The sequence below is a fragment of the Pseudomonas sp. KT_2_4 genome, assembly GCF_041410225.1.
GTDB lineage: Bacteria > Pseudomonadota > Gammaproteobacteria > Pseudomonadales > Pseudomonadaceae > Aquipseudomonas > Aquipseudomonas paracarnis.
The window spans coordinates 4,357,193-4,369,859 of record NZ_CP166962.1 but is presented as its reverse complement, the minus strand read 5'-3'; the positions used below and the strand labels follow the sequence as shown (position 1 = coordinate 4,369,859).

Genomic DNA, 12,667 nt, shown 5'->3' with positions numbered 1-12,667 from the left:
GGCTCGCCCCACGGGGTATCACTCGTTGTTGCGGATCTTCTCGACAATCGCGGTGGTGGAGCTGTTTTCAACCAACCCCAGCACTTTGACCGTGCCACCGTAGGCACTGACGATGTCCGCACCGACCACTTGGTCGACGCTGTAGTCACCGCCCTTGACCAGCACGTCGGGCTTGACCTGGGCCAACAGATTTTCCGGCGTGCCTTCAGAGAAGCTGATCACCCAGTCCACCGCACCCAGGCCCGCGAGTACCGCCATGCGCCGGTCAACACTGTTGATCGGGCGGCCAGGGCCTTTCAAGCGGCTGACCGACGCGTCATCGTTGACCGCGACGATCAAACGGTCGCCTTGGGCACTCGCCTGCTCCAGGTACGTCACATGCCCGGCGTGCAGGATGTCAAAGCAACCGTTGGTGAACACAATGCTTTCGTTGTGAGCCCGGGCATCGTCAATCGCCAGCAGCAATTGCTCCAGGCCTAGCACACCGCGCTCCGAGCCTTCCGAGCGCTGAATCGCACGGCGCAACTCCGGTGCGCTGATGGCGGCGGTACCCAGCTTGCCCACCACAATGCCCGCCGCCAGGTTGGCCAGGGCCACGGCGTGGGGCAATTCTTCACCGGCAGCAATGGAGGCTGCCAGGGTAGAAATCACGGTATCACCGGCGCCGGTGACGTCGAACACTTCACGGGCACGCGCTGGCAGGTGCATCGCCGGATGGCCCGGACGCAGCAGGGTCATGCCGTGCTCGCCACGGGTCACCAGCAAGGCGCCCAAGTCGAGATCGGCCATCAGCGCCGCGCCCTTGCTCACCAGTTCGTGCTCATCAGCGCAACCGCCGACGATGGTTTCGAACTCACTGAGGTTGGGCGTGAGCAGGCTGGCGCCTCGGTAAACCGAAAAGTCCTTGCCCTTGGGATCGGCCAGCACCGGAATGTTGCGGGCCTTGGCGGCCTGGATCAACACCTGGTGATTCTGCAAGGCGCCTTTGCCGTAGTCGGACAACACCAGCACCTTGATACCTTCGAGCAGTGCCTCGACCTGGTCGCCAAGGGCCAGGGCGTCGGTGGCGAAGGGTTCTTCAAAATCGATACGCAGCAACTGCTGATGACGGCTCATGACCCGCAGCTTGACGATGGTCGGCTGATGGGCGATGCGCTGAAACAACGCACGCACGCCGGCGCCCTGCAGGCTGTTGGCCAGGCTTTCGGCCGCTTCGTCGTCGCCGGTCACCCCCACCAGGGAGGCCGGGGCGCCGAGGGCGGCAATATTGAGCGCGACGTTGGCAGCGCCACCTGGGCGGTCTTCGATTTGCTCGACCTTGACGACCGGTACCGGAGCCTCAGGGGAAATCCGTGAGGTACCACCATGCCAGTAACGGTCGAGCATGACATCGCCGACCACCAAGACAGCGGCTTGATTGAATCGCGGCATGGACAACTTCATGGAGCAACCCACATACAAAATGAACAGGGGCGCGATATTAGCACAGGGTTTGCGATGGCTTGCGACCGCCGCAGGGCAAATGTGGGAGGGGATTTGCTCTCTGTAGGAGCGAGCAAGCTCGCTCCTACATTTCATTTACCCCGTGATGCCGGGTGGATCAGGTGATATCCGCCTGCACCGGTGCATCCAGGCCCATGGCATGCAGGCGGGCGTAGTAACCGTTCTGCGCCAACAACTCGCCGTGGGTACCACGCTCGACAATCCGCCCGTCGTCCATCACCAGAATCAGGTCAGCCTTCTCGATGGTGGACAGCCGGTGTGCGATCACCAGAGTCGTGCGGCCTTGCATGACCTTATCGAGTGCCGCCTGAATATGCCGCTCGGACTCGGTGTCGAGAGCGGAGGTGGCCTCGTCGAGAATCAGCAGCGGCGCATTCTTGAGCAAGGCGCGCGCAATCGCCAGGCGCTGGCGCTGGCCGCCCGACAACAGCACACCGTTCTCACCCACCTGAGTATCGAAGCCCTTGGGCAACTGATCGATGAAGTCCTTGGCATTGGCATCCGCCGCCGCCGCTTCAACGTCGGCACGAGGCGCACCGGCCAGGTCGCCATAGGCAATGTTGTTGGTCACGGTGTCGCTGAACAGGGTCACATGCTGGGTGACCTGGGCAATATGCTTGCGCAGGTTGAGCAGCTTGTAGTCTTCGATCTCGATGCCATCGAGCAGGATCTCACCGCTTTCATGGTGGTAGAAGCGCGGGATCAGGCTGGCCAGGGTCGACTTGCCACTGCCCGAACGCCCCACCAGGGCGATCATCTGCCCAGGCTCGGCGGTGAAGCTGATGTCCTTGAGCACATGGCGATCGGTGCCAGGGTAGGTGAAGTTCAGGTGACGCACTTCCAGGCGACCGCTGACCTTGTCGCGTTCGAGAGTGCCGTGGTCGACCTCAACGTCTTCGTCCAGTTGTTCGAAGATGCTTTCGGCGCCCGCCACGCCTTTCTGGATGGTCGAGCTGACTTCCGAAAGTTGGCGGATCGGCTTGGGCAGCAAGCCCGCCAGGGTGATGTAGGCCACCATGTCACCCGCCGAGGCGTCGCCACGCAGGTACAGCACCAGGAACATCAGCACGGCCATGGCGGAGTAGATCACCAATTGCAGCGCCGGGGTGTAGATCGCCCCGGTGCGGGTCATGCGCAGTTGCTTGTTGGTGTTGCTCTGGCTGGCCTTGAAAAAGCGCTTCTGTTCGTAGACTTCGCCGCCGAAGCTGCGCACCACGCGGTAGCCCTGGATGGTCTCCGAGGCCACGTGGGTCACGTCGCCCATGGCCACCTGGATCTTCTTGCTCTGCTTGCGAAATTTCTTGCTGGCGGTACTGACCATCACGGCAATCAACGGCAGGATCGCGATCATTACCAAGGTGAGGCGCCAGTTCATGTACAGCAAGGAAGCGAACAGGAAGATCACCGTCATGCCTTCGCGAATCACCACCTTGATGGCATCGGTCGCGGCACCCGTGACCATGGTCACGTTGAAGGTAATGCGGGAAATAAGGTGCCCGGAGTTGTGGTTATCGAAGTAACGGTTGGGCAGCGTCAGCAGGTTGTTGAACAGTTGCACCCGCAGGTCGTGGACCAAACCCAGGGAGACCTTGGCCAACAGGTAGTTGCCCAGGAATGAACCCAGGCCCTGCCAGGCCGCGATCAGGATGATCAGCAGCGGCACCGCCTGCAGCAATTGCAGGTCGCGCAAAAAGGGCACGGTCGGGAACAGCACAGCTTCCGGATTGGAAAGACCGTCGACAAAGTACTTGAGGATGTAACCCAGCATCGGTTGGGTCGACGCGAAAATCAGAAATCCAAGGATACTCAACGCGAACAAGCCCATATAGGGCTTAACGTAACTGAGCAGGCGGAAGTATATTTTCAAGCTCGAAGGGCTTGCGCTCGGACTGGAGTCGGTCATATCACGCGGCGTTTTGAAAAAGGAGGCTGACTTTAGCACAGCTTCTCTGTTGTACTTGCACCCGGCGTAAGCCGCGGCCCGGTTGGATCCTACCGGCGACATTACTTAGCCACTAGCTTAAGATGGTCGGCTTTCTCTTTCTGGAATGGCTTTACTGTATGCACTCCAAGCGCCTTACCTATGGCTCAAATCGCGTTTTCGACTTCCTGGTCCTATGGATTTTGCCTGTTGGCTTGTTGCTGCTCCTGAGTGCACTGTTCTTTGTCGGCAATCGCAATGTACTGCACCGAATTGTCTACATCCTGTTCAGCGTACCGACCTTGTTTCTGTTGTGCATGCGTCCTCGGGAGTTCAAGGACCTGCTGCGCGAACCCCTGGCGATCGCGTTCCTGGCGTTCTCCGCCTGGGCGTTGACCAGTCTGCTCTGGAGCCCCGCGCCCAGTTCCGATACCGACCTGTTCAAGCGACCGCTGAATACCTTCATGCTGTTTGGTGGCTGCGGTCTGCTGCTGCATTACCGCAACGAATTGTTCAAACCGATCTTCTTCAGCGCTGCGGTGATTGCGCTGGTGGTGAGCCTGGGTAATCTGGTGGCGTTCGCCAAGGGCTATCAACCTGGCATGCGCATGATCGGTGGTCTGGGCGCCCTCGACAACCCGCTGCTCAGCTCGCACCTGTTTGGCTTTTTCACGGTGTACTGGCTATACGTCTGCATGACCACCCAGCGTCTCAACGTGTTGTGGTTCAGCGTACCGTCCCTGGCGATCATGACCGCTGCGGTGCTGGCGACCGGCTCACGCACGCCGCTGGTGGCGCTGACGCTGGCCATACTTTGGATGAGTTTTGTCAGCCGCAATCGACGCTCAATGCTACTGCTCGCCGGCACCGCCTTGGGCATCGTCGGGCTGATGCTGTTCTATCCTGAATCAATCATTATGCGTGGCAGCTCGTTCCGCTTGGAATTGTGGAGCATGTCTTTGCAGCTTATCGCCGAGCACCCGTGGATCGGCCATAGTTACGACTCCGAGTTGTTCCTGACCTTGGCGGACGGTTATCAACTGCGCGAGCCCCACAGCTTTGCCCTCGGCGTGCTCTATTACGTCGGCATCATTGGTTTTATCCCCTGGGCCTTCATGCTCGGCTGGGGCCTATACAAAGGTTTGAAGGAGCGCGCCCAGCCGCTGTTCATCCTGGCATCGTCCCTGCTGGCCTATGGCATCGGAGCAGGCCTGACCGAAGGCGGCGGCATATTGTCGCGCCCCAAGGAACACTGGTTCCTGCTGTGGATTCCCCTGGCAATTATCACTGGCCTGAGCCTCGCCCAACGCCACCGCAGCCTGCTGCGCATGAAGGTGCAGAACCTCAAGCCCGCGGCGTTTGAACAGCTGTGCAGCAACGCCCACGTGATTGAAGCCGATGGCCTGGGGCCCAAAGTCCTGCGCCTGGAGGACGGCAGTTTCCTCAAACTGTTCCGCCCACGCCGCTGGTACACCTCCGGCAGTTTCAACCCGTACTCCGAGCGCTTTGCCAGCAACAGCGAGCAACTGCGCACCCTGGGCATTCCCACGCCGCACATCCTTGGGCTCTATCGCCTCAGCGATGCCAGCAGCGCCGTGACCTACACACCACTGCCCGGCCTGACGTTGCGCCAAGCGCTGCAAAGCCTGGACAGCAGTCTGCGTGAGTCACTGGTGGAGCGCTTTGGCCGGTTCATGGCGCAACTGCACGAGCGCGGCGTGTACTTCCGCTCGCTGCACCTGGGTAACGTGTTGTTGATGGACGACGGTGAGTTTGCCCTGATCGACGTGGCTGACCTGCGCATCTACCCGTCTTCACTGCGTCACGCCTTGCGCCAACGTAACCTGCGCCACATGCAGCGTTATCCGCAGGACCGCAGCTGGCTGTTCGAAACGCACTTCGAACAACTGCTCAAAGGTTACGCCTCGGTGGCAAGCCCAACCGCCACTGCGAAAATCCGCGAGCAGGTCCAAAGCCTGTAAACACCTGTAGGAGCGAGCTTGCTCGCTCCTACAGGGTGCGGTGCCGGCTCAGCTCTTCTTGAGCGGCGCCAGATACAACCGCACCAGCCCCCGCAAGGTCTTGCGCCCCCAGAACTTCAAAGGGATCTGCTTGAGAATCTCCCGCGCCAACGGACGGTCGCGGTCGGCGGTCTTGAGGAACATCGAGTTCAGGAAGTTGTAGCGAACCGCGTCATAGGCCGGGTGCTCGCTGAACTTCGCGTAGGTCTTGAGGATGTTCTGGATCATGTAGCGGTGGTTCTTGTACGTGTTGTTAGCGTGCTGGCGATACTTGGCCATCACCACGTCAAGGGCGTCGATGGTATAGCCCGCCGCCGTGATCTTCAGTTGGATCAGCAAGTCTTCCAGGGGAATCTGTGGGTCGAAACCACCGACCTCCTCCAGCACTTCGCGACGTATCAGCATGGTCGGCGCCGGTGGAAACGGTTTGCGGTCCAGGAACAGGTCGTCGAAATCCAGACAGCGAAACGGCACGTCGCGACGCTGTTTCTTCTCTGGGTGCAGGTTGCCATCCCCGTCGATCAGCTCGATATTGCCAGCACACATGCCCACCTTCGGCTTGCCGTCCATATACGCCACCTGGGTGGCAATACGGTCCGGCAACATGATGTCATCCGAGCCGAACGGTGCGATCAGGCTGCCCTTGGCGCGAGCAATCGCACCGTTCAAGGTGGCGCTGAGCCCTTGATTCTGCTGCACCTGGAAATCAAAGCCGTGCTCGGCCTGCAAGCGCTGGATGCGTTCGACGCTGTCATCCTTGGAGCCGTCGTCGACCACCAACAGCTCGATATTGGGGTAGGTCTGCCCCAGCACACTGAGAATACTTTGCTCGATGTACTGGCCATGGTTGTAGGAAGCGATGATCACCGAGACCAGGGGTTGTGGCTGATTCATGCTCTACCTACTTCACGCAAACCGGTTTCAATCAGGGTCAGGTACTTGTGCTTGAACTCGTCGAGGGTGTGGTTGGCCTCCAGATAGCGGAACACCTCCTCCCCCTTGGCGCGCAATTGTTCATCGCTCAAGGCCAGGTAAGTATCCAGGGCCGCAGCCAGTTGTTCGACATTGCCCGGGTCGTGGGACAAGCCGCCCGCGCCCTGCACCAGCGGCAGCATCGCCGGGCCGTTGGAGGCAATCACCGGCAGATGGCCGCTCATGCCTTCCAGCAAGGCCAGGCCCAGACCTTCGAACAGCGACGGCATGGTCCAGATATCGAAGCCACGCACGTACTTCATGCCGTCTTCGCGAAAACCCAGCAAGTGCGCACGGCCGGTCAGGCCCAGGCGCTCGATGTCGGCGCGCAGGTCGGCTTCGGCACGGCCGGAACCAATGATGCCCACCTGCGCCTCAGGGTATTTGTCCTTGAGCGTGGCGAAGGCTTGCAGCAGATGGGTATGACCCTTGATCGGCACGAGGCGGCCCAGGGCACCAATCATCCGTGCATCCATGGGCAGGCCCAAGGCCTTGCGTGCGTCTTCACGGGACAGCTGCAAAGCCTCTGCCTGGGGAATGTCGATCGCGTTGGTGACGTAGGTGGTGTTCTCACGGGTGAAGCCGCAGTTGAGGTCTACCAGGTAGTCCTTGACCGCTTCGGACACACCGACAAAGCGCCACGCCGGGCTGACCCAGCGCTGGGTCTGACGTCGACGGTAACCACGGGCGTACTCGCCAAAGCCGTGGGAGATGCCGATGCACAGCGGGATCTTCAACCAGCGGTTGAGCGACAGCATCATGTTCACCGACTTGAACCGGTTACAGATGACCACGTCGAACTTCTGCTCACGGCAGTATTTGTAGATCTGCCACATGGCGCCAAAGCGAATACCCTTGAGAGACTTCTCCGGCAGCTCGAAATAGTGGGAGTGCTCGGCCACGCTCAGGGGCTGGCCGGGCAGCGGGCGCCCACTGAGAAATCCGGAGGTCACCTCGAAACGCTCAGCCGGCAGGGATTTGACGATTTGCTCACCCAAGTCCGCGAAGTCATGGGTCTTGACGTTGTAGTCCGGCTGTAACTGCAAAACCTTGAAACGAGGCTTCATAACTCTCCATGCAGCGATCTGGCTACGGGCACGCAGCCCGGTAAAAAGGGCGGCAGGCGCATAACGGCCCGCCTTCAATCGGCTCTCAGTCCTGCTTCAGGACCCACAACAGCTCGTGGCGGCGCACGGCCTTGCGAAAGAATTCGTTCTCGCCATAGGGCGATGGACTACGGCCCGCCAGCAGTTGCTGCAACCACCTACGCACTCGACGCTTGAACGGCGCTGGCGGCTGCAGGTCGTGCATCATGCCCAGGGCCATGGCCTTGTCCTGCTGCTGGCTCAAGGCGAGGGCGAAACTGCACGGCACCAGCTCCACAGCGCCATCGAAACGCGGCGGCAATGCTACGCCAGCGCCGGAATCGCCCATGGGCCAACGGTCGTTATCATGCAGGTGATTGGCGTAGCCGAGCAATGTGTCGGGCTGCCACGCCAGGCCCTGCAAGGCTTCCAGCACTGCCGCATGGGCGCAGATATGGTCGGCGTGGGGGTCCAGCAACGGCGTGGGCAACACGATGACCTGGGGCCGCGCCTTGAGCAGCAGCGCCCGCAGATCGGCGATCAGGTTGTGCCAAGTCGGCGCGCCATCAGCATCGCCAGGCAGGGCAAAACCATTGAACTGGCGAAACAGCCGCGTATCGGCCAAATCGGCTTCGCGCGAGGCTTGAGGCTGATCCGGCGCGACCTGCATGGCTTGCAACTGCATGCAAAAGTAGCCCAATTGCACGCACTGCGCCTCGGGCACGCCCGCCCAGCGGGGCACGGCGACGCTGTCCCAGGCGCGCAAACGGCCCTTGAGGCGCGCAGCTTCAGCCTTGGGCAGGCCCATGTGCTGATAATGCTCGGCTTCGATTTCACCGGCGGTCAGCGTGACGATCCAGCTTTCAGTCGCCTGGCTGTAAAGGCTGAACGCAGCCAGCTCGGCATCGTCGGCATGGGGCGCGATCACCATCACACGTTGCTGGCGATAGTCGGGCTGGCGAAAGCGCCACAGCGTCGGCTGCCCCTTGATCCGGCAAAAACGCCCGCGCAAGTGGAGCTTGCCCGCCGCCAAGTCTTCGGCGGCGCCGGTCAGGTTCAGATAACGCCGCCCAGCGACGCCGCGTTCGAAGGTTTGCCGGTCCGGGCTTGCCAGGCCCGACAGGTCTACCGCAGGGTCGAAGAAACGCCCCAGCCAGGTACTTTTCAACTCAATGCCGACGATCAGGGTTTCCTCCGCCGCCAACGGCGCATCCAGCAACAGTCGGCCCGCCTCCAGGCGCAAGCCGGGTTGTTCGCTGCCGGCCGGGAACGCGTACTCATAGCTGTCTTTGGGCGAGTAAAACAGGTGATCGGCAAACCAGGCCTCATGGGCGGCCCACAACAGCACCGCAAGGATCAGCGGCAACCACCAGGCAACCAGTACGCCGGTCGCGGCCAACACCAACACGCCGATCAGCAGCGCAATACGTTTGTTACGCCGATGGCGCTTGAGCAGTTGCTGTTTGCGGCTCATACGCTGAACACCGGCACCGGGTTGCACCAGCGCTCCTTGTATTCACGGTCGGAACGCCCGAAGGAGAAGCGCAGTGACTTGTTCGCCGCCCGCGCCTGTTCCCAGGCACTTTGGGTATTGAGGAAACTCAGCACACTGCCAGGGCTGAATGCACGGGTTTCAGGGTCGACGCCGCCGTTGACATACTCGGCGCTGAACCACTCGTTGGACTGCACCTGATACACCAATTGCACTGCAATCGGCGCGTCGTTCAGAAACAGCACCGAGCCGAACAGGAATTCCTTGAGCAACTCCAGCACCTCGGCCAGACGCGCCGCGCCCGCCGCCGGGAAGCCCCAACGACGCTGGAACAGGTCGCAATAAATCGCCGCCAGTTCTACGCTGGAAAACTCACTGACCGCCCGTACCACGCCGCCCGCCTCTTCCAACAGGCGCAGTTCACGCCGCTGGTTATAGCGAAACTTCTTCGACAGGTCTTCGGGCGTGCGCGCCATGGCCAATTGCTCGGCCTGAGGCTTGAGGGTGCTCACGCGCCCCTCGTTCAGCGCCGAGAGGTAGCGCGCACGGTGCCGTAACGGTACCTGCGCATCGGCGGCAATCGGCAGGATGATCTCGGCGTTGCCCAGGTCAAACAGGCCTTTCTTGCCGCTGCGCTTGAGCACGTCCTTGGACAGCGCCAGGTCGCGCCCCCAGGTGGCGATCGCCCCCTTGAACTCCCCCCCTTGCTCCCAGCCCAGGTAGCGCACGGGTATCTGCGCCAGGCCGGCCAGCCGCTCGATCACCTGGGGATGGGTCGCCACGCTGCCGCCGTAACGCTGCCAGGCCTGGGCGTAAACCTCGGCCTCGACAGGCGCCCAGCCACGTTCACGCCAGCCCTGGAAGCGGTTCAGCATTTAAACCACGGCGTCATAAGGGTCCACGCCGTCCTTGACCACCAGGATGTCTTCCATGATCAGGTACTGCAGGTCCGAGCCGAAGAACATGTTCAGCGCGTCGGTCGGCGAGCAGATCATCGCTTCGCCACGACGGTTGAGCGAGGTGTTCAGGGATACGCCGTTACCGGTCAGCACTTCCAGCTCTTTCATCATGTCGTAGTAGCGCGGGTTGTATTCGCGCTTGAGCACCTGGGCACGGGAAGTACCGTCTTCGTGCACCACTTCCGGTACACGGGTCTTCCACTCTTCGGCGACTTCAAAGGTGAAGGTCATGAACGGCGCCGGGTGATCGACCTTGATCATCTGTGGGGCCACGGTGTCGAGCATCGACGGGCAGAAAGGCCTCCAGCGCTCGCGGAACTTGATCTGGTGGTTGATGCGATCCGCCACGCCGGTTGCACTTGGGCAACCGATGATCGAACGACCGCCCAACGCACGCGGGCCAAACTCCATGCGGCCCTGGAACCAGGCGACCGGATTGCCGTCGACCATGATCTTGGCAATGCGCTTAGGCATGTTCTCGATCTTGCGCCAGTTCGGCTTGCTCTCGTGCTTGGCGCACGCGGCAATCACGTCTTCGTTGCTGTAGGACGGGCCGAGGTAGACGTGTTCCATCTTCTCGACCGGTACACCACGAGCATGGGACACGTAGGCCGCCGCACCGACGGCGGTGCCGGCATCGCCGGAAGCCGGCTGTACGAACAGCTCTTTGACGTCGTCACGGGCAATGATCTTCTGGTTCAGCTTGACGTTCAGCGCACAGCCGCCGGCGAAGGCCAGCTTGCCGGTGTCCTTGAGGATGTCGCCCAGGTAGTGGTCGATCATCTGCAAGGCCAGTTTCTCGAACAGCGCCTGCATGCTGGCCGCGTAGTGGATGTACGGCTCGTCGGCGATGTCGCCTTCGCGTTTCGGCCCCAGCCACTCGATCAGTTTCGGCGAGAAGTAGAAACCCTTGCCCTTCTCTTTGTAGCGGCGCAGGCCGATGACATTGGCGTAGTCGGTGTTGATCACCAGCTCGCCGTTTTCAAAGGAGGCCAGGCGCGAGAAATCGTACTTGCTGGCATCGCCGTACGGCGCCATGCCCATGACCTTGAACTCACCGTCGAGCATCTCGAAACCGAGGAACTCGGTGATTGCGCCGTACAGGCCGCCGAGGGAGTCCGGATCGTAGAATTCCTTGATCTTGTGGATCTTGCCGTTTTCGCCGTAGCCGAAGAAGGTGGTGGCGTACTCGCCCTTGCCATCGATGCCCAGGATCGCGGTTTTTTCCTGGAAGCCCGAGCAGTGGTAGGCGCTGGAAGCGTGAGCCAGGTGGTGTTCAACCGGTTCGATCTTGATTTTCTTAGGATCGAAGCCCAGTTGCTCCAGGCACCAGACGATCTTGTTGCGATAGCGTTTGTAACGACGGTTGCCCATCAGGATCGCGTCGAGGGCGCGGTCCGGGGCGTACCAGTAACGCTTGGCGTAGTGCCAGCGCGCCTCGCCGAACAGGCTGATCGGGGCGAACGGGATCGCCACCACGTCAACGTCCGAAGGCTTGATGCCAGCCTGCTCCAGGCAGAACTTCGCCGACTCGTAGGGCATGCGGTTCTTTGCATGTTTGTCGCGTACGAAGCGCTCTTCTTCGGCGGCCGCAATCAGCTTGCCGTCGATATACAGGGCTGCGGAAGGATCATGGCTAAGGGCGCCGGACAGGCCAAGAATCGTCAATGCCACTGGGGTCTAGCCTCTTTTAGTCTGCATGCAGGCGCATCGCGCCTGAAAAAAGTGTGCCTCTCGCCTGGGCGAGAAACAGCTAAAGGGCGGGATTATAGCTTAAAAGCAGAGGGAAGCTGTTAGCGGCAAGCGCCGAGAGGGGCTAGCGGAAGATCTCGATGCTGCCGTCCTTGCTCTGGCGGTAGATCGTGTAAGGCAGCATCAGGGTGTCCATGACACCAGAGGCGACAAATTCAATCGCGATGATCGGGAAGGCATTGCCTTGGCGATCCAGCAGGCTTTGGTCCTTCAGGCTTTTGTCCGGTGCGGGCTCGCCGTTGAGGGTACAAAAGCCGTAGATCACCCCACTGTAGATACGCGGCACGTTTTCGCAGTGGCTGCGCGACTCCTTGAGATTCTGGCTGGCCACGGCATCCGGACGCAAGACGGTATTGATCGTTCCGCAACCGGAGGCCATTAACAAGGTTGAAACCAGCAGTACTTTGAAACCACGACTCACGGACTACTCCTTTCGCCCAGTAAATGGGCTGGGCAGGTGCTTTATACCCATAGGCTTATGAACGGCCTGGACGCCAATAGATGCTGATATTACCGTCGGCCGATTGTCGATAAATCGTATAGGGCAAAACCACCGTATCGGCAACCGCGGACACCGCAATATCTACGAGCACGAAGGGTATGAGGAACCCGGTGGGGTCCGGGGCCGCGTGCAGCATGCAGAAATCAAACGCCACGCCGCTGTAAGCGCGGGGAATGGATTGGCAATAGGTTTTTACGAGCCTGAGCTCACGCGCCGTGTCGCCCTCTTTGCGCATGACGCTATTAACGGTTCCACAACCGCTTAATAACAGCGCAACGACACTTATACCCAGTGCAGCCATTCTTTTTCTTTTCATATCCGAGCCTCGCAAACGGTCAGCCACGCTAGCACCGAGAGATTGGCTCATTCATCCGAGAAGCACCGCCACATTGCGTGGGAAAAATCCGAAATGGTAAAACTTACCTGACTGTTTACACTTGCGCACTTTTTGCGCGCCTTC

10 protein-coding genes are annotated in these 12,667 nt (G+C 60.6%); 1 reads left to right on the top strand and 9 read right to left on the bottom strand.

Going from position 1 to position 12,667, the window contains the following annotated elements:
* Window positions 1–18: 18 nt before the first annotated feature.
* Together hldE and msbA are read right to left on the bottom strand one after the other, a co-directional pair.
* Window positions 19–1,443, bottom strand: coding sequence for a bifunctional D-glycero-beta-D-manno-heptose-7-phosphate kinase/D-glycero-beta-D-manno-heptose 1-phosphate adenylyltransferase HldE (hldE, locus tag AB9N64_RS20065; protein WP_038448616.1), 1,425 nt, complete (start codon window positions 1,441–1,443; stop codon window positions 19–21).
* Window positions 1,444–1,600: 157 nt separating this feature from the next.
* Window positions 1,601–3,406, bottom strand: a complete 1,806-nt coding sequence (gene msbA, locus AB9N64_RS20060; protein ID WP_014716640.1) for a lipid A export permease/ATP-binding protein MsbA — start codon at window positions 3,404–3,406, stop codon at window positions 1,601–1,603.
* A 158-nt stretch (window positions 3,407–3,564) separates the two neighbouring features.
* Here msbA and AB9N64_RS20055 point away from each other — a divergent pair, with 158 nt between their 5' ends.
* Window positions 3,565–5,406: a bifunctional O-antigen ligase/aminoglycoside phosphotransferase family protein gene (locus AB9N64_RS20055; protein WP_103452214.1), complete on the top strand. Its 1,842-nt coding sequence runs from the start codon at window positions 3,565–3,567 to the stop codon at window positions 5,404–5,406.
* A 48-nt stretch (window positions 5,407–5,454) separates the two neighbouring features.
* Here AB9N64_RS20055 and AB9N64_RS20050 read toward each other — a convergent pair whose 3' ends face one another.
* The 7 genes from AB9N64_RS20050 to AB9N64_RS20020 all read right to left on the bottom strand — a co-directional run bounded on the left by AB9N64_RS20050 (window position 5,455) and on the right by AB9N64_RS20020 (window position 12,508).
* Window positions 5,455–6,339 carry a glycosyltransferase gene (locus AB9N64_RS20050; protein WP_032904058.1) on the bottom strand — a complete coding sequence of 295 codons (885 nt, stop codon included), beginning with the start codon at window positions 6,337–6,339 and terminating at the stop codon, window positions 5,455–5,457.
* Window positions 6,336–7,484: a glycosyltransferase family 4 protein gene (locus AB9N64_RS20045; protein WP_014716637.1), complete on the bottom strand. Its 1,149-nt coding sequence runs from the start codon at window positions 7,482–7,484 to the stop codon at window positions 6,336–6,338. Before AB9N64_RS20045 ends, AB9N64_RS20050 begins: the two co-directional genes overlap by 4 nt.
* Window positions 7,485–7,569: 85 nt before the next feature.
* Window positions 7,570–8,976: a PIG-L family deacetylase gene (locus tag AB9N64_RS20040; RefSeq protein ID WP_371359637.1), complete on the bottom strand. Its 1,407-nt coding sequence runs from the start codon at window positions 8,974–8,976 to the stop codon at window positions 7,570–7,572.
* Window positions 8,973–9,869 (bottom strand): GNAT family N-acetyltransferase, encoded by an 897-nt coding sequence (locus AB9N64_RS20035; protein WP_014716635.1) that lies wholly within the window; start codon window positions 9,867–9,869, stop codon window positions 8,973–8,975. Before AB9N64_RS20035 ends, AB9N64_RS20040 begins: the two co-directional genes overlap by 4 nt.
* A complete protein-coding gene (locus AB9N64_RS20030) occupies window positions 9,870–11,627 on the bottom strand; it encodes a carbamoyltransferase (protein ID WP_014716634.1) in 1,758 nt (585 codons plus the stop codon).
* Between the two features lie 142 nt (window positions 11,628–11,769).
* On the bottom strand, window positions 11,770–12,126 hold the full coding sequence (locus AB9N64_RS20025) for a YceK/YidQ family lipoprotein (protein WP_130175234.1): 357 nt from the start codon (window positions 12,124–12,126) through the stop codon (window positions 11,770–11,772).
* A gap of 55 nt (window positions 12,127–12,181) precedes the next feature.
* Entirely contained in the window at window positions 12,182–12,508 is a 327-nt protein-coding gene (locus AB9N64_RS20020) for a YceK/YidQ family lipoprotein (protein ID WP_019818311.1), read from the bottom strand.
* Window positions 12,509–12,667: the final 159 nt, after the last annotated feature.